The organism is Gaetbulibacter sp. PBL-D1, assembly GCF_050509525.1.
GTDB lineage: Bacteria > Bacteroidota > Bacteroidia > Flavobacteriales > Flavobacteriaceae > Gaetbulibacter_B > Gaetbulibacter_B jejuensis.
Genome location: NZ_JBNWKB010000009.1, coordinates 77,306 through 95,572 on the forward strand (window position 1 = coordinate 77,306; position 18,267 = coordinate 95,572).

Sequence of the window (18,267 nt, forward strand, 5' to 3'; positions counted from 1 at the left end):
TTATGATTTATATTGAACCAGAATTATTAGAGAGAGTGAACACTTGGTTAACACCAACTTTTGACGATAACACTCAAGAACAGATAAAACATTTAATTGCAACCAACCCAAAAGAGCTTAAAGAATGCTTTTACAAGGACCTTGAGTTTGGTACTGGAGGAATGAGAGGTATTATGGGACTTGGCACTAACCGAATTAACAAATACACGCTAGGAAAAAACACACAAGGACTAAGCAATTACTTAAAACAAGTATTTTCTGGAGAAACTATAAAAGTTGCCATTGCTTATGATTGTAGACACAACAGTAACTCTTTTGGTAAAGTTGTAGCAGATGTATTTTCGGCAAACGGAATTCAAGTGTATTTATTTGAAGATTTAAGAGCTACTCCTGAACTTTCATTTACGCTAAAACATTTAGGTTGTCACTGCGGAATTGTACTTACTGCTTCACACAATCCACCAGAATACAATGGATACAAAGTATATTGGCAAGATGGCGGACAATTAGTACCACCACAAGATGCTGAAATTATTGCTGAAATAAACAAGTTGGATTATTCTGAAATTAAATTTGAAGCAAATACAGATTTAATCGAATACATAGGTGAAGCTATTGATAATGTGTTTATTGATAACTCAGTAAAAAACGGAAGTTTTAACACCTCAGCAGAAGCTAGAGAAAACTTAAATATTGTATTTACCTCTTTACACGGAACCTCAATTACTGCTGTTCCTGAAACTCTAAAAAGAGCTGGCTATACCAATGTAAATATAGTAGAAGAACAGCGTCAACCTAATGGCGATTTCCCTACTGTGGCATCACCAAATCCTGAAGAACCCGAAGCTTTAAAAATGGCTATGGAACTTGCTGAAAAAGTAAATGGAGATATTGTAATTGGCACTGATCCTGATTGTGACCGCTTGGGTGTTGCTGTAAGAAACCTAGATAATGAATTGGTGATTTTAAATGGTAATCAAACCATGATTTTAATGACTGATTTCTTATTAAAACAATGGAAAAACTCTGGTAAAATCAATGGTAATCAATTTGTAGGCTCTACAATTGTATCTACACCTATGATGTCGGTTTTAGCAAATGCTTATGATGTAGAATGCAAAATTGGTTTAACTGGTTTTAAATGGATTGCTAAAATGATTAAAGACTTCCCTAATATGGATTTTATTGGTGGTGGTGAAGAAAGTTTTGGATTTATGGTTGGTGATTTCGTAAGAGACAAAGATGCTGTAACCTCTACCCTTTTAGCTTGTGAAATTGCTGCTCAAGCAAAAGCTGAAGGTAAAACACTATATGAAGCATTAATTGATTTATACGCTGAACATGGATTGTATAAAGAGCGTTTAATATCATTAACCAAAAAAGGAATTGAAGGCGCTCAAGAAATTAAGCAAATGATGATTGATGCTAGAGAAAATCCGTTAAAAGAAGTTAATGGCTCAAAAGTAGTTAGAATTGAAGACTACCAATTATCTATTGCAAAAGATGTAAAAAACAATACTGAAGAAGCCATTGATATTCCAAAATCTAACGTATTGATTTACTATACCGAAGATGGTAGTAAAATAGCACTTAGACCAAGTGGTACCGAACCAAAAATTAAGTTTTACATCAGCGTAAATACTACATTAGACAATGTGTCAGACTTTAAAACAGTGGAACAAAAATTGGAATCGAAAATTGACGCCATTGTTGACGACATGAAAATAAATTAATGAATTACTTTAAGCAAATACTTCGCTTTGCGAAACCTTATAAAAGTTATGCTGTACTTAATATAATAAGCAATGTTTTTTATGCATTGTTTGGTACTTTAGCTATGGTTTCACTATTTCCAATGCTTAATGTGTTATTTGACAAAACCAAACAAATAAACACTAAGCCAACTTGGGAAGGCATTTCTAAAATTAAAGATTATTTAGAAAGCTATTTAAATTACTTTGTTACTCAAAAAGCTAATGAAGGACATGACGATGTCCTTATTTTTATGGTAGTTTTGGTAGTAAGTATGTTTTTACTAAAAAACCTATTTAGCTATTTAGCAATGTACTTTATCACCTTTTTAAGAAACGGTGTTTTAAAAGACATAAGAAATGAATTGTATGACAAAGTGGTAGATTTACCTATCGCTTACTTTTCTGAAAAACGAAAAGGAGATACTATTGCTAGAATAACAACCGATGTTCAAGAAATACAAACTTCATTCTTGTCGATACTAGAGCTTATTGTTAGAGAACCGTTAATGATACTGTTTACAATCGTTACCATGTTTCTCATTAGTGCTAAACTCACGTTGTTTGTTTTTATTTTTATTCCTGTTTCTGGTTTTATTATTTCCAGAATTGGAAAAAGTTTAAAAAAGCGCTCTGATAGAGTTCAAAGTGAGCAAGGTCAACTACTATCTATCATTGAAGAAACTCTTGGTGGACTTAAAGTGATTAAAGGTTTTAACTCTCAAAAAATATTTGGCGAAAAGTTTAAAGAATCTACAACACGATTCAACAAGTTTTCAAACAACCTACTTAACCGTCAAAATTTAGCATCGCCAACTAGTGAGTTTTTAGGTATTTTGGTTATTTCCATTCTACTGTGGTATGGAGGTCAAATGGTTTTAATTGATGGTAGCTTAGAGGCTGGTTTATTTATTGTTTATATGGGGTTAGCATACAATATCTTAACACCTGCAAAGGCAATAAGCAAAGCAAGCTATAGTGTAAAAAAAGGAAATGCTGCTGCCGAACGAGTACTGGAAATTCTAAACACACCTTCTCCACTTGAAGATAAACCTAACGCCAAAAACAAATCGGATTTTAATTCTGAAATAGCGATAAACGATGTGTCTTTTAAATATGAAGACGATCTAGTACTTAAAAACTTTTCCATTAAAGTACCTAAAGGTAAAACTATTGCTTTAGTTGGGCAATCAGGTAGCGGAAAATCTACAATTGCTAATCTTGTAACTCGTTTTTATGACGTTACTAAAGGTAGCATTGAAATTGATGGTGAAAACATTAAAGACCTTACTAAAAAATCGTTGAGAAACCTTATGGGATTGGTTACTCAAGATTCAATATTATTCAACGAGTCTGTAAAAAACAATATTCTTCTTGGTAAAAAAGACGCTACTGATGAAGAAATTATTGAAGCCTTAAAGGTAGCCAATGCTTGGGAGTTTGTTAAAGATTTACCTAACGGAATAGACACCAACATTGGCGACTCTGGAGGAAAATTATCTGGTGGTCAAAAACAACGTTTAAGCATTGCAAGAGCAGTCTTAAAAAATCCACCTATCATGATTTTAGACGAAGCAACTTCTGCCCTTGATACAGAAAGCGAACGCTTAGTACAAGTTGCACTAGAAAACATGATGAAAAACAGAACGTCAATTGTTATAGCGCATAGGCTGTCTACCATTCAAAATGCCGATGAAATTATAGTAATGCAAAAAGGTGAAATTGCCGAACAAGGCAAACACAACGAACTTATTGCTTTAAATGGTGTTTACAAAAAACTTGTAGACATGCAAAGTTTTGAATAAGCTACTATTTCACTTAAAATAAATAAGTAAATATAAAAGGGATACATCCTAAATAGGATGTATCCCTTTCTTTATATTACCAGATTTGGGGACACTGGCAATAAGCTAGTAGGTTAGGTGATGTAAACATAAAACAAAAATTCTTACAAAGCAAGAAAAAAATGCATTTCGTCGTAATAAAACTACACTTAATCGATAAAAATTACATTAACATATTGTAAATCAGTATTTTAAATTTTAAAATAAAAATCCACTTTTTTTAATTAAACTTTTCATATTTTCAAAAGTCTAAATAATAAACTTATAAGTGACTGACGAAAAAGAGCTATTACTTAGATTAAGAACCGAAAACACCAAAGAACAAGCCTTTAAAGAATTACTATCGCTTTACAAGGAACGCTTATATTGGCATATTCGAAAAATTGTGATTTCACACGATGATGCTGATGATGTACTTCAAAATACATTTATAAAAGTATATAAGAACATTCATAATTTTAAAGGAGATAGTAAATTGTTTTCATGGATGTATCGTATCGCTACCAACGAATCTATAACTCATTTAAACAAAAACGCGAAACACCTTCAAATTAGTAATGAAGAGCTTCAGCAAAACTCAATTTCCAATTTAAAAGCTGATGTGTATTTTGAAGGCGATGACATACAATTAAAATTACAACAAGCCATTGCAACGTTACCTCAAAAACAACAACTTGTATTCAACATGAAATATTTTGATGATATAAAATACAAAGACATGGCTGAAATATTGGACACAAGCGAAGGAGCATTAAAAGCATCCTACCATATCGCAGTAAAAAAAATAGAAGACTACCTAACCTCGAATTAAACCTTTTGAGTATATTTTAGTCAAATAAACAAATGAAAAACAAAAAATTAGAACATATTAAAACAACTGGCTTTAAAACTCCAAAAAACTATTTTGAAGGTTTAGACGATTCTATACTAAACCAAGCTAAGCTATCTTCAAAAATAGATACTAATGGATTTAAAGCACCTGAGTCTTATTTTGAAAATTTAGATGTAAAAGTGTTAGATGCTGTGAAAACGCAACCAGAAACCAAAGTTATAAAGTTGTTTAATTGGAAAAAAACAGCGTCAGTTGCAGCAATTGCAGCATGTATGGTTTTAGCTTTTAATTTGTTTTTTGGTTCTGAAGACCAAATAAGTTTTGATGACCTAGAGCTAACATCTATTGAAAGCTACATTAGTGAAGAAGATTTTACCAACGAGGACTTTGCTTCTTTAGTTACCAATGATGATATTAGCATTTACGACTTTTCGGAACTATCAATAACCGAAAACACCCTTGAAAATTATATTATTGAAAACACAACTGTTGAAGATTTAATTACTGATTAATAATGAAAAAGTTAATAGTATCCCTTTGTTTTATTTGCCTTTTTGCAACTGCTTTTTCTCAATCTCATGAAGAAAAAAAAGAACGCATTAACGCACTAAAAATAGCATTTATAACAGAACACTTAAACCTTACCGAAAGTGAAGCACAAAAGTTTTGGCCTATATATAATGCTTATGAAGAAAAAGACGACCAATTGAAAAAAACTTCAGCTAATACTCGAAAAAGAATCTCATTAGAGTTTGACTCTCTGTCAAATAAAGAAGCTGAATCATTATTAAATGATGTTATTGAAAATGCCAATACTCGTCACAAATTACATGTTAATTATATCAACAGTTTACGTGAAGTTTTTTCTGCAAAAAAAATAATTCTTTTAAAACAAATCGAAGATGATTTTAAACGAAAAATGTTTGAAGAGTTTAAAAAACGTCGACAAGAACGAAAAAACAAACCCTAAATAATTAAAGAGCCTTTTCAGGCTCTTTTTTTTAGTTCTTAAAAGTAAGCTTAGAAATTCGTCCTTTACCTGCTGCATAAGCTACTGAATCGTTTAAAAACCTTATGGTATAAAACCCTTCATCACTAAGATGTTTCCATGAATCTCCTGCATTATTAGTGTAGTCAATTCCTTTAAAACCTACAGCAACTAATTCTTTGGCATTACTATTTGGTACATATTGCACACAACTTCTATAACCTGGTCCTTTTCCGTTAGCAACCACACTCCATGTTTTTCCTCCATCTTCTGTTCGTATTTTATTGTCTATAGTATCATTAGGTTGGGTATAATCTCCTCCTATTGCAAAACCATGTTGTGCATCATAAAAATCCAAAGAGTACATTCCTGTAGTTTCTTTTCCTTGAATAATTGGTGTATCATAAACTTCCCAAGTTGCCCCTTTATCTGGTGAATATAAAATTCTGCTTGCTTTTCCTCCTGTAGCAACCCAAGTATGGTTGTCAACTATAGCGATATTAGTATCGCTTGCTGCAAAAGCTGCTTCGCCATTTATAGTTTTCGGTAAATCTTCACAAGGCAATTTAGTCCATGTTTCTCCACCATCTCTGGTAATTATTACACTCATACAATCATCAGTTGGATCACCAATAGCAATACCTTCTTGGTTGTTCCAAAAATCCATAGAATCGTAAAATGCTTTTGGATGGATTTCTTGGTAAACAAGTTTAATTTCATTGTCTTCAAATTTATATAACATGGCTGGTGAAGCTATTGATAACACAAATAATGCATCTTCAATCTTATCTATTGATCTAATAGCTAGCGCTGAAGTATCTGATTTAAAAAGTCTTGACCAATAGGACAATCTTTCACCAAAATCTGAAGAACCAAATACATTTGAATTCTCTTTATTCATTTCATCAATTGATTCAAAACCAAAATTACCATTAGAACCAGCAAACCAAACTTTGCCATTCGCAATTTTTATTGCTCTAACATCTAATAATGAATCTTCTGTAATAATAGTTTCAATTTCAACACTTGTAAAACTATTGCTTCTTTTAGCTTCCTTATCATTACACGAACATAACATAACTAGCAATACAGCAACAACTAATATTCTCATTTCAAATATATTTTGCTTAAAAATAGAAATATAACACAACTTTAAAATAAATCAACATATTAACCGTATCTTTGCATGCTGAATTTTTTACAATGCGATTACATAGAAATTTATGTTTTGCCGTTATTGACGGCTTACACAAGATATTTAACGAAGGGGAATATGCCGACAAGGTAATTCAATCTCTTTTAAAGCGTGATAAACGTTGGGGAAGCAGAGACAGATCGTTTGTTGCCGAAACCACTTACGACATTGTACGTTGGAAACGTTTATATGCTGAAATAGCTGAAGTTAAAGCACCTTACGACAGAGACAACCTTTGGCGAATGTTTGCTGTTTGGGCAACCTTAAAAGGTATTCGTTTACCTGATTGGAAGTATTTTGTAAATACGCCAACACGTAAAATTAAAGGTCGCTTTGATGAATTATCAAAAATTAGAAAATTCCGCGAGTCCATTCCTGATTGGATTGATGAAGTTGGAATTGCAGAATTAGGTGAAGATACATGGACTAAGGAAATTGCTATGCAAAATGAGCAAGCCGAAGTTATCTTACGTGTAAACACCTTAAAAACCAACAAAAAAGACTTACAGTTAAAACTTCAGTCTGAAGATATTGAAACCGAGTTTTTAAATAACTATCCTTACGCTCTAAAATTAAAAGAACGCGCTAATGTATTTAAAACCGAAGCCTTTAAAGATGGTTGGTTCGAAGTACAAGATGCATCGTCTCAATTAGTAGCCGACTTTTTAGATGTGCAACCAGGAATGAAAGTTGTAGACACTTGTGCTGGAGCTGGTGGTAAAACATTACACATCGCTGCTTTGATGCAAAACAAAGGTCAGGTGATTGCAATGGATATTTATGAAAGTAAGTTAAAAAAGCTAAAAACCAGAGCCAAGCGTAATGGTGTTCATAATTTTGACATGCGTGTTATTGACTCTACAAAACCTATCAAAAAACTTTATGACAAAGCCGATAGAGTTTTAATTGACGCTCCTTGTTCGGGATTAGGTGTTTTACGTAGAAATCCTGATGCAAAATGGAAATTAGAACCTGAATTTCTAGACAGCATAAGAGTAACACAACAAGAGGTATTACAACAATACTCTAAAATGGTAAAACCTGGTGGCAAACTAGTGTATGCTACATGTTCGGTTTTACCTTCTGAAAACCAAAAACAAGTTGACAAATTTTTAACATCGGAATCTGGAAAAGACTTTACCTTTGTAAAAGACAAAAAGATTTTAGCCCATAAATCAGGTTTTGATGGGTTTTACATGGCATTACTTGAAAAGAAAAAATAAACTAAATAGATGAAACAATTCTACACTTTAATAGCTACTTTAATTTTTTCAACTGTAGCTTTTGCACAAATTCCAGCAGGCTATTACGATAGTGCCACAGGAACTGGCTACACTTTAAAAACGCAACTACACAACATTATAGACAACCATAACGATCAAGGTTATAATGCTATGGATGGTTTTATTGCTTCTTATGATTTAGATAATTATTATGAAACAGGAAGTAACACCATTTTAGATCCTTATTCAGAAAACCCAACAGGATCAGACCCTTACACCTTCTCTCCTGTTAGTGACGAGTGTGGAAATTACAGTGGAGAAGGCGATTGCTATAACAAAGAACACGTTATCCCTCAATCTGTTTTCAGCCAAAACACACCAATGCGAAGCGATGCGCACCATCTCTTACCTACAGATGGTAGAGTTAATGGTTTTAGAAACAATTATCCATTTGGAGTAGTTGATAATAGTCAATTAGTAAATCAAGATGGTATTTCTAATCCAACGCAAAATGGTTCTAAACTTGGAGGCAACCTCAATAGTGGTTACTCTGCTGGTTATACCAATACAGTTTTTGAACCTATTGATGAATTTAAAGGAGACATTGCTCGTATCTACTTCTATTTTGTAACACGATACGAAGATCAAATCAGTAGTTGGGGAAGCTATGCTATGTTTGACGGAAGTTCAGACAAAGTATTAGACGATCCTTTTTTAAGTATACTTCTAACATGGCACCAAATGGACCCTGTTTCTCAAAAAGAAATAGATCGAAATAACAATATCTATTACAACCATCAGAGTAACAGAAACCCTTTTGTTGACCATCCTGAGTACGTTGAAATGATTTGGAACATAACTCCTGACACCGAAGCTCCTTCTACTCCAACCAATCTTATGGTTACTAACGAAGGTTCAACTACAATTTCTTTAGATTGGACTGCTTCAACTGACAACATAGGTGTTACTGCTTATGATGTTTATGTAGATGGTGTATATAATATGACGGTTACTACAAATTCAGCAACTGTAGTTAATTTAACTCCAGAAACCACATATTCGTTTTATGTAATTGCAAAAGATGCTGCAGGAAACGAATCTTCTCAAAGTAACTCAGTAAATGGTACCACAACAGAAGCTGGAGCCATTGGTGATGAGTGTGCCTCAGAAGATTTTGAAAACATGCCAGCAAACAGCTCTCAATATAATGCTAGAACTTGGACTGGAGATAGTGGTACTTGGAACGCTACCGAAGCTAGAACAGATGAAACTATAGAAGGCAGCAGAGCTATATTAATAGATTATAGAGGTACTACTGATGGTGCATCTTTAACCTCACCTACTCTTAGTGGTGGTATTGGAAGTTTTACGATTACTACTCAACGTATCTTTTCTGGTTCTGATGGAACCTTAAATGTAATGGTAAATGGAAATCTTGCAGGCACAATCCCTTATAGCGATACTGTACAAACTACAACTATTACTGATATTAATGTTGATGGAAATGTAACTGTGGTAATTGAGGATAATAACTCAGGAGATGCCAGAGTAGGAATGGATAATTTATCTTGGACATGCTATTCAAGTTTAAGTTTACCTGAAAATAGTATAGAAGCTATTTCAATTTATCCAAACCCAGTAAAAAATAGCTTAAACATTAAACTTAACAGTCAAACCGAAACTCAAATTGACATATTTAATGTTTTAGGTAAGCATGTTTTATCAAAAGTAATTACCAATTCTAGTACAATAAATACAGAACAACTTTCAACAGGAGTTTATATTTTAAGAATTAAACAAGGTAATTATACCTTAAGCAAAAAGCTCATAAAAAACTAAACTTAAAAAAGCGACTTGTAAGAGTCGCTTTTTTTTGTTCAAAACCTCGTGAATAAATCCTACAATCAATAATTGAAATAATCATCATTACACGAAAAAAAGTGTATTTTTGCACTTTCAAAACACAACTATAACATACGCATAATGATTCATTTCTTCGGAAACCAAAACAGCAAAGTATTTGCTGTTCAAGCCACAAAAGAATTATCAACAGAAACCATTTCTAAATTAGTATGGTTATTTGGCGACCAGCCAAAAATAGAACAAGCATCTCTCGATGCTTTTTTTGTTGGTCCAAGAGCAGCAATGATAACGCCTTGGAGTACAAATGCTGTAGAAATTACTCAAAACATGGGAATTTCTGGCATCATTAGAATTGAAGAATTCATTTCTACATCTGAAGATTTTAAAGGGTACGACCCAATGATTTCTGAAAAGTTTTCAAGCTTAAATCAAGACATCTTTACCATAAATATTCAACCTGAAGCGATTCAGAATATTGAAGATATTTCGGCATATAACCAACAAGAAGGTTTAGCGCTTAGCGACGAAGAAATTGAATATCTTGAAGGTGTTTCAAAAAAGATTGGTCGTCCATTAACAGACTCTGAAGTATTCGGGTTCTCACAAGTGAACTCAGAACACTGTCGTCATAAAATTTTCAACGGAACATTTGTTATTGATGGAGAAGAGAAACCGACATCGTTATTCAAAATGATTAAGGAAACTTCGAAACAAAATCCAAACGATATTGTTTCTGCATACAAGGATAACGTAGCGTTTATAAAGGGACCTGTTGTAGAACAGTTTGCGCCAAAGCGTGCTGATGTTCCTGAATATTACCAAACTAAAGATTTTGAATCTGTAATTTCATTAAAAGCAGAAACACACAATTTCCCAACAACTGTAGAGCCTTTTAATGGAGCTGCAACAGGTTCTGGTGGAGAAATTAGAGATAGACTTGCTGGTGGTAAAGGTTCTATTCCTTTAGCCGGAACAGCTGTTTATATGACATCTTATTCGCGTTTAGAAGAAGAGCGTCCTTGGGAAAAGGCGTTTCCTGAGCGCAAATGGTTGTACCAAACTCCAATGGATATTCTAATTAAAGCCTCTAATGGAGCTTCTGATTTTGGAAATAAATTTGGGCAACCTCTTATTTGTGGTTCTGTTTTAACTTTTGAACACCAAGAAGGCAGCGATAAAATCGGTTATGACAAAGTGATTATGCAAGCTGGTGGTATTGGTTACGGAAAAGCAGATCAAGCCATAAAAGACACACCTAAAGAAGGTGACAAAATCGTAATTTTAGGTGGTGATAATTACCGAATTGGTATGGGAGGTGCTGCTGTATCGTCTGCTGATACAGGTGAATTTGACAGTGGTATTGAGCTAAATGCCGTACAACGTTCTAACCCAGAAATGCAAAAACGTGCTGCTAATGCGGTTCGTGGTATGGTAGAAAGTGATGAAAATTCAATTGTTTCTATTCACGATCATGGTGCTGGTGGACATCTTAACTGTTTATCTGAATTGGTTGAAGACACAGGTGGGTACATTGATTTAGATAAATTACCAGTGGGTGATCCTACCCTTTCTGCTAAAGAAATTATTGGTAACGAGTCTCAAGAGCGTATGGGATTAGTCATTTCAGAAAAGCACTTAGACACTTTACATAAAATTGCAGACAGAGAACGTTCACCTATCTACGATGTTGGTGAGGTTACTGGCAAGCATCGTTTTACTTTTGAGTCTAAAACCAATGGTGATAAACCAATGGATTTGGCTTTAGAAGACATGTTTGGTAGCTCTCCAAAAACTATAATGACAGATCATACGGTTGACAAAAACTACAGTGATCTATCCTATAATTCAGATAACTTTTACGATTACTTAGACCAACTATTACAACTCGAAGCTGTAGCTTGTAAAGATTGGTTAACTAACAAAGTAGACCGTTGTGTTGGTGGTAAAGTGGCCAAACAACAGTGTGCTGGTCCATTACAACTTCCATTAAATAATGTAGGTGTAATGGCTTTAGATTATAAAGGAAAAGAAGGTATTGCCACAAGTATTGGCCACTCACCTATTTCAGGATTAATAAATCCTGTGGCTGGTAGTCGCAATTCTATTACCGAAGCCTTAACAAATATTATTTGGGCACCATTAAAAGATGGTTTGCAGAGTGTTTCGCTTTCTGCAAACTGGATGTGGCCTTGTAAAAATGAAGGTGAAGATGCTCGACTATATGAAGCAGTAAAAGCTGTTTCAGATTTTGCAATAGACTTAGGCATCAATGTACCTACAGGAAAGGATTCTTTATCCATGAAACAAAAATATCCTGATGGTGATGTTATTTCTCCTGGTACAGTTATCATTTCTGCTGCTGCAAATTGTAACGATATTTCTAAGGTTGTAGAACCTGTTTTCAAGAAGGATAAAGGAAATATTTATTATATCAATATATCTCAAGACGACTTTAAACTTGGTGGTAGCTCGTTTGCACAAATCAATAATAAAGTAGGAAACAGTACACCAAATGTAAAAAGTGCAGCTTATACTAAAACTGTGTTTAACACGATTCAGCAATTAATAAAAGATAATAAAATTGTTGCTGGTCATGATGTGGCTTCTGGTGGATTGATTACAACTTTACTTGAATTGTGTTTTGCAGATAACAATCTTGGTGCAGAATTAGATATTACTGAATTGGCTGAAAAAGATTCATTCAAAGTTTTATTTGCTGAAAACGCTGGTATCGTTATTCAATCTACAGATAATAGTGTAGAAAACACATTGTCTGAAGCAGGAATTACCTTCCATAACATTGGAAAAGTAACTGATGCTGATGTATTAAGCATCATCAACGGAAGCGACGTATTTACCATGACGGTTTCGAGATTACGAGATATGTGGTACAAAACCTCTTTCCTACTCGACCAGAAACAAACCGCAAATGGTTTAGCTGAAGCTCGTTACAACAACTACAAACAACAACCACTTCAATATACATTCCCAAATCATTTTACAGGTAAACTGCCTAGTATTGACGGTAGCAAACCAAGACCTAAAGCTGCTATCTTACGTGAAAAAGGAAGTAACTCTGAACGCGAAATGGCAAATGCTATGTACTTAGCAGGTTTTGATGTTAAAGATGTACACATGACCGATTTAATTTCTGGTCGTGAGACTTTAGAAGACATTCAGTTTCTTGGTGCTGTTGGTGGTTTCTCAAACTCTGATGTTTTAGGCTCTGCTAAAGGTTGGGCTGGTGCTATTAAATACAATGACAAAGCCAACGAAGTCATTAAAAATTTCTTTGAAAGAGAAGACACGCTTTCGGTTGGTATTTGTAACGGTTGCCAGTTAATGATGGAACTAGATCTTATTAATCCAGAGCATGAGCAGCATGGTAAAATGGTACATAATGATTCTCATAAACACGAGAGCTCATTTACCTCTGTAAAAATTCAAGAGAATAACTCTATTATGCTTTCAACGCTAGCAGGTAGTACATTAGGTGTTTGGATTTCTCATGGTGAAGGAAAATTCAACCTTCCTTATGCTGAAGATCAGTACAATATTGTAGCAAAATATGGTTATGCTGAATATCCTCATAACCCAAATGGTTCAGATTTTAATACAGCTATGATGACAGATAAAACTGGAAGGCATTTGGTGACTATGCCACACATTGAGCGTTCTACATTTCAATGGAACTGGGCAAACTATCCTGATGGACGACAAGATGAAGTTTCGCCTTGGTTAGAAGCTTTTGTAAATGCTAGAAAGTGGATTGAGAACAACTAATTATTTTTTTTAATTAATTTAGTAGAGAAATTACCCCAAATGAAACAACTTTCACTCGTATTTTCTCTACTATTTTTTTTATCTGTAAATGCTCAAGATTCAGATTTAAAACCACTCGTAGATCAACTAAAAACTGAAATACAATCTGAAAAGGACGATGCCAAAAAGTTATTTCTTTTAGATAGCCTAACATCGGTTGTTAGAGATAAATCTAGTTTTCCATACGACTCTATTGCACGTACTACTATAGATCTCGCTATAAAACTAGACTCTTTTAATATTGCGGCTTACAACACTACAAACCTTATTAATTATCACAATAATTTTTTAGGAAAACCTAAAACAGGTATTGCTATTTTCAATACTTATTTTAAAGCCTTAAAAAATAATATTAGTGCTAGAAATTTAGCAGGTTTATATATAGACTCTGGCGATAGTTATTACTTTACTAAACAAGTAGACTCTGCAATGTCTCACTACGACAAAGCTATTACTTATGCCGAAAAAGCTAATGATAATCGGGTTAAAGGATTTGCTATTCTGTATAAAGGTTATGCCTATTCTGATGAAGGAAAATTTGCGCTGGCTTCGCAAACTCTAAAACAAGCTTCAGAAATTTTTATTCAAGAAAAAGACACTTTCAATATTATAGCTGCTAAAAACTCCTTAGCCATATTGTATAGTGCTAATGGTTTTATAGAAGAAGCTCAAAAAGAACGCAAAGAAACTATAAAATTAGCCACCGAAACTAAAAGTTACGGACAGCTTATCTCACTGTATGTTAACGAAGCAAACGATTTAAAAAAGCTAGGTTTAGAAACCCAACGTATTGAGAATCTTCACAAAGCTATGGTGGTTTGTAAAAAATCGAATCATTTCAATTACTTCAACCCTATTTTATTGAATGCGCTCACTATTGCTTATGCCGAAAATGATAGTTTAGAAAAGGCGAAATTCTATTTAAAAGAAGTTGAAAAAGACCAACAAAACACAGAAGGCATCCATAAAGCTAGATATTATAAAGCCTTAAAAAAACTAGCTTTTGCTGAAAAAGACTACGAAAAGGCAAAGACACTTGGTATAGAGCACTTAAACATTGTCTCTACAAGTAACGACATTAAAGACAAGAGAAAGGCTCAGAAATTCTTATCTGAAGTCTACGAAAAATTAAACAGACCTGATGAAGCACTTTCGTTTTATAAAGCTTCAAAAAAAATTGAAGACTCTATACAGTCGATACAAAAAACCAAAGCACTAGCCTATTACCAAACGCTTTATGAAACTGCAAAACGAGACAAAAAGATAGAAGAACAAAATAGTGAAATTGCACTTCTAGATGAACAAAACAAACGCAAAAAACAAACCTTATGGTTTAGCATTTTAGCATTAATAGCACTGTTTAGTATTATCGTTTTATGGCGTTCTCGAAGATTTTCACAAAAAAAAGCACAACTACAAAAAACCTTTGCACAAGATTTAATTAGAAATGTAGAAACCGAACGTAAACGCATTTCTAGCGAACTTCACGATAGTGTGGGCCAAAGTCTGTTACTCATAAAAAACAAAGTTTTGCTCAACGATACACAAAACCAAGACACCAAAATTATAGACGACACTATTGATGAAGTGAGACATATATCTCAAAGTCTTCATCCTTTTCAGTTTGAAAAATTGGGTTTATTAGCTTCAATTAAAAATACGGTTGAGAATTTTCAGAAAAACTCTGACATCTTCTATTCAGAAGTTATTGAAATCGAAAAGTTAGAAATTTCTAAAGACAAAGAAATTTTTGTTTTTAGAATGCTGCAAGAATGCTTAAACAATGTTGAAAAACACTCTAAAGCAAAAGCTTGTAACATCATGGTTGAAAACCTAAACGATTCTGTATTATTTCAAATAAAAGATAATGGTATTGGGTTTGATGTGTCTGAAAACAGTCAAATTATAGATAGCCTTGGATTAAAAACTCTAAAAGAGCGTGCCCAAATAATCGGTGCTCAGTTAAGTATTGATTCTGTTAAAGGAAAAGGCACAACGATACAAATAAAAGTTCCTAAACGTTAAACAATGCCAACAACTATTATTCTTGCAGATGACCATCCATTACTACTTAATGGAACAAAAGAATTTTTAGAAAAAAAATGGTTTAAAGTTATTGATACTGCAACCGACGGTAATACTGCGTACAACAAAATTTCAAAACAAGTTCCTGATATTGCTATACTGGATTTTGACATGCCTAAACTAAATGGGCTCGAAGTCGCACAAGAAATACAACGCAATCAGATAAATACTAAAGTTATTATTTTAACACTTCATAAGCAAGAATCGTTACTAAACGAAGTGGGAAAAACTATACATGGATACATTACAAAAGATAGTGCTTTAGAAGAGTTAGAGCTATGCTTAGATAGTATTAACAATAACAACACGTACATAGGAAAGAAACTAAAAAACACAGTTCATTTTGATAGCAGCACTAATACATCTATTGAAACTTTAACTGCTACCGAATTAAAAATATTAAAATACTTAGAAAAAAACCTCAACAGCACACAGATTGCCGAAGAGCTATTTATCTCTAAACGTACTGTTGAAAAACACCGAAGTAACATTATAAAAAAGCTAGAGATAGATACCACCAACCAAAATGCACTTTTTGTCTGGTTAAAACAAAACCCAGACCTTTTTAATACGTAAGCCTACGTATTTTACTACCAAACAACATGTTATAATTTTGAAACTTATAAAATTGTAACATCCTATTATCACTAAGCACAAATATTATTTACCTATTAATTATTGGGTTGTAGATATCTTTTATGTAAGCATAAGCAATAAAGACTATCATCTATTACAACCCGATGGATATAGTTACATTTTATATTCTGAAGAAAACAACACAACCTATCACAAGCCACTTGCAACCCCTTTACAATTAAAACATTCTCAATTTGTAGTTAAATGCAGACCAACATATGTAGATCATCTTACTCAGAATAATATAACTATAGAGGCTACCAATTCTGATGAATTTTTAGTGCAACTAAATACACCTAAACTTAAGGATCTTACACCTTCAATATTAGATAGTATTATTTTTCACCTTCACTTTTTAAACGAAAACACATCACTAAAACAACTTTCTAAACGCTATCAATGCGATACCAAAAACATTGAAAACCTGTTTAAACGTAGCGTTGGACTTTCTTTTATTCAGTATCAAAACATCCTAATTACACTACGTAGACCTACGTATTGAATAGAGCTCTACACTAATATAATTTAGCATATAGAATCAATAACCTATATAGTTATGAAAAAACTTATTTTAATAGTTATAGTCTTGCTTTTTAATACAAAAATAGTTGCACAAACTACTACAGTAAGCAGTGGTAACACAGCAAATAGCTCTCAAGGTAGCGTAAGTTATACTATAGGACAGATTGCCTACACCAGTAGCACGTCTTCAAGCGGAAGTATTGAGCAAGGTGTACAACAATCGTATTCAATTTCAGAAACATTAGGAACACAAGAAAGTGCTATATCATTAAAAATAGTTGCTTTTCCAAATCCTACAACCAATACATTACAACTTAAGTTAGAAAATGATAATCCTGATTTATCTTATAGACTTATCAACCTCATAGGTGAAACAATAAACATAGAGAAAATAGTCTCTAATAGCACAATTATTAATATGAAGCAGAAACCTTCGGCCACCTACTTTTTAAACATATATCATCAATCTAATCTTATAAAAACATTCAAAATCATTAAAAACTAATATTATGAGAAAACTATACCTTATCGCATGTGTGTTTTGCTATTTTTTGTCATATGCTCAAAGCCCTGAAAAAATGAGCTATCAAGCAGTTATAAGAAATGCATCTAACGAACTTGTTAGCAATGCTAGCGTTGGTATGCAAATAAGCATTTTGCAAGGAAACTCTACAGGTACAACGGTTTATACAGAAACACATGCACCAGTAACAAACCAAAACGGATTGATAAGCATAGAAATAGGTAGTGGATCAGTAGTATCTGGAGACTTAAGTACTATTGATTGGTCATCTAACACTTATTTTATTAAAACCGAAACAGATCCCGATGGAGGCACAAACTATACTATTATTGCTACAAGTCAGTTATTAAGTGTACCATATGCGCTACATGCTAAGACAGCATCTACAGTAACCAATCCTGTCCTAATGGAACCTTATATTTTAGGTAGAAGCTACCCATCTGATGATGGAAAGTTTAGTTACAATGGTAAAACTGGTTGGCAAGCAGCAAATGAAATGTGCAAGGATAGCTATCCTGAAGAACCATATGCAAGAGCATTTACTGCCGAACAAATAACACAAGCTATTGTTATTGGTAATTATTCATCTAATTCAAATTATGACAACGTTCCTTTTTGGGTTATCACCTCTTCTGTTACTAAAGGAGATTCTTTTAATGATTCTGGTTTTAATAATTCACAAAACTTTTCAGAAAACGCTGCAGATGAATCTAGAGGAGTTAGAGGCACCATTACTTTTAACTACACAAGTATAGGAAACGGTGGAGGTTTAACAATACCTCGATTCTTTAATGTAGAACAAGAAGTTATAAATGGGCTAAACTACCCTTGCCTTTGTGGTACTTATAAGCCTGCAGAACAAAATTAAACTAAGCTATTAATCAATCCTTTGAGAGGTCAAAATTTAAAACGTTTGGCCTCTTTCTTTTTAATTCAAATTACACTACGTAGACCTACGTATTGAATAGAGTTCTACACTCGTA

Annotated in this window: 13 protein-coding genes; 12 read left to right on the top strand and 1 reads right to left on the bottom strand. The window is 33.4% G+C overall.

The features are described 5' to 3' along the window. Nucleotides 1–2: 2 nt before the first annotated feature. From ACQ0RB_RS09340 to ACQ0RB_RS09360, 5 genes are all read left to right on the top strand, one after another. Nucleotides 3–1,733, top strand: coding sequence for a phospho-sugar mutase (locus ACQ0RB_RS09340; RefSeq protein WP_430498050.1), 1,731 nt, complete (start codon nt 3–5; stop codon nt 1,731–1,733). After that, nucleotides 1,733–3,556 carry an ABC transporter ATP-binding protein gene (locus ACQ0RB_RS09345; RefSeq protein WP_430498052.1) on the top strand — a complete coding sequence of 608 codons (1,824 nt, stop codon included), beginning with the start codon at nt 1,733–1,735 and terminating at the stop codon, nt 3,554–3,556. Before ACQ0RB_RS09340 ends, ACQ0RB_RS09345 begins: the two co-directional genes overlap by 1 nt. A 307-nt stretch (nt 3,557–3,863) precedes the next feature. Further along, nucleotides 3,864–4,406: an RNA polymerase sigma factor gene (locus tag ACQ0RB_RS09350; RefSeq protein ID WP_129761295.1), complete on the top strand. Its 543-nt coding sequence runs from the start codon at nt 3,864–3,866 to the stop codon at nt 4,404–4,406. 32 nt (nt 4,407–4,438) lie between these two features. Continuing rightward, complete coding sequence (locus tag ACQ0RB_RS09355) at nt 4,439–4,939, top strand: hypothetical protein (RefSeq protein ID WP_131508418.1); 501 nt, start codon at nt 4,439–4,441, stop codon at nt 4,937–4,939. 2 nt (nt 4,940–4,941) lie between these two features. Further along, complete coding sequence (locus ACQ0RB_RS09360; protein WP_430498055.1) at nt 4,942–5,397, top strand: sensor of ECF-type sigma factor; 456 nt, start codon at nt 4,942–4,944, stop codon at nt 5,395–5,397. 31 nt (nt 5,398–5,428) lie between these two features. On the opposite strand, the gene ACQ0RB_RS09365 is transcribed toward ACQ0RB_RS09360, so the two are convergent. Continuing rightward, the gene (locus tag ACQ0RB_RS09365; protein ID WP_430498056.1) at nt 5,429–6,526 is read right to left on the bottom strand and encodes a WD40/YVTN/BNR-like repeat-containing protein; all 1,098 of its coding nucleotides are present in this window, start codon (nt 6,524–6,526) and stop codon (nt 5,429–5,431) included. 92 nt (nt 6,527–6,618) lie between these two features. Here ACQ0RB_RS09365 and ACQ0RB_RS09370 point away from each other — a divergent pair, with 92 nt between their 5' ends. The 7 genes from ACQ0RB_RS09370 to ACQ0RB_RS09400 all read left to right on the top strand — a co-directional run bounded on the left by ACQ0RB_RS09370 (nt 6,619) and on the right by ACQ0RB_RS09400 (nt 18,152). Next, entirely contained in the window at nt 6,619–7,833 is a 1,215-nt protein-coding gene (locus tag ACQ0RB_RS09370) for an RsmB/NOP family class I SAM-dependent RNA methyltransferase (RefSeq protein ID WP_129761291.1), read from the top strand. Between the two features lie 9 nt (nt 7,834–7,842). After that, nucleotides 7,843–9,672, top strand: coding sequence for an endonuclease (locus ACQ0RB_RS09375; RefSeq protein WP_430498059.1), 1,830 nt, complete (start codon nt 7,843–7,845; stop codon nt 9,670–9,672). A 144-nt stretch (nt 9,673–9,816) separates the two neighbouring features. Continuing rightward, nucleotides 9,817–13,479, top strand: a complete 3,663-nt coding sequence (purL, locus tag ACQ0RB_RS09380) for a phosphoribosylformylglycinamidine synthase (protein WP_430498061.1) — start codon at nt 9,817–9,819, stop codon at nt 13,477–13,479. Between the two features lie 39 nt (nt 13,480–13,518). Further along, nucleotides 13,519–15,543 carry a tetratricopeptide repeat-containing sensor histidine kinase gene (locus ACQ0RB_RS09385; RefSeq protein ID WP_430498063.1) on the top strand — a complete coding sequence of 675 codons (2,025 nt, stop codon included), beginning with the start codon at nt 13,519–13,521 and terminating at the stop codon, nt 15,541–15,543. A 3-nt stretch (nt 15,544–15,546) separates the two neighbouring features. Further along, complete coding sequence (locus tag ACQ0RB_RS09390; RefSeq protein WP_430498065.1) at nt 15,547–16,179, top strand: response regulator; 633 nt, start codon at nt 15,547–15,549, stop codon at nt 16,177–16,179. Nucleotides 16,180–16,795: 616 nt separating this feature from the next. Further along, nucleotides 16,796–17,266, top strand: a complete 471-nt coding sequence (locus ACQ0RB_RS09395; protein ID WP_430498067.1) for a T9SS type A sorting domain-containing protein — start codon at nt 16,796–16,798, stop codon at nt 17,264–17,266. Between the two features lie 4 nt (nt 17,267–17,270). Beyond that, nucleotides 17,271–18,152, top strand: a complete 882-nt coding sequence (locus ACQ0RB_RS09400) for a hypothetical protein (protein ID WP_430498069.1) — start codon at nt 17,271–17,273, stop codon at nt 18,150–18,152. Nucleotides 18,153–18,267 lie beyond the last annotated feature (115 nt).

What these genes read in the sequence shown, in the direction of transcription:
- ACQ0RB_RS09340 (WP_430498050.1), top strand. Translation starts at nt 3, where the DNA reads ATGATTTATATTGAACCAGAATTATTAGAGAGAGTGAACACTTGGTTA.
- ACQ0RB_RS09345 (WP_430498052.1), top strand. Translation starts at nt 1,733, where the DNA reads ATGAATTACTTTAAGCAAATACTTCGCTTTGCGAAACCTTATAAAAGT.
- ACQ0RB_RS09355 (WP_131508418.1), top strand. Translation starts at nt 4,439, where the DNA reads ATGAAAAACAAAAAATTAGAACATATTAAAACAACTGGCTTTAAAACT.
- ACQ0RB_RS09360 (WP_430498055.1), top strand. Translation starts at nt 4,942, where the DNA reads ATGAAAAAGTTAATAGTATCCCTTTGTTTTATTTGCCTTTTTGCAACT.
- ACQ0RB_RS09365 (WP_430498056.1), bottom strand. Translation starts at nt 6,526, where the DNA reads ATGAGAATATTAGTTGTTGCTGTATTGCTAGTTATGTTATGTTCGTGT.
- ACQ0RB_RS09370 (WP_129761291.1), top strand. Translation starts at nt 6,619, where the DNA reads ATGCGATTACATAGAAATTTATGTTTTGCCGTTATTGACGGCTTACAC.
- ACQ0RB_RS09375 (WP_430498059.1), top strand. Translation starts at nt 7,843, where the DNA reads ATGAAACAATTCTACACTTTAATAGCTACTTTAATTTTTTCAACTGTA.
- purL (WP_430498061.1), top strand. Translation starts at nt 9,817, where the DNA reads ATGATTCATTTCTTCGGAAACCAAAACAGCAAAGTATTTGCTGTTCAA.
- ACQ0RB_RS09385 (WP_430498063.1), top strand. Translation starts at nt 13,519, where the DNA reads ATGAAACAACTTTCACTCGTATTTTCTCTACTATTTTTTTTATCTGTA.
- ACQ0RB_RS09390 (WP_430498065.1), top strand. Translation starts at nt 15,547, where the DNA reads ATGCCAACAACTATTATTCTTGCAGATGACCATCCATTACTACTTAAT.
- ACQ0RB_RS09395 (WP_430498067.1), top strand. Translation starts at nt 16,796, where the DNA reads ATGAAAAAACTTATTTTAATAGTTATAGTCTTGCTTTTTAATACAAAA.
- ACQ0RB_RS09400 (WP_430498069.1), top strand. Translation starts at nt 17,271, where the DNA reads ATGAGAAAACTATACCTTATCGCATGTGTGTTTTGCTATTTTTTGTCA.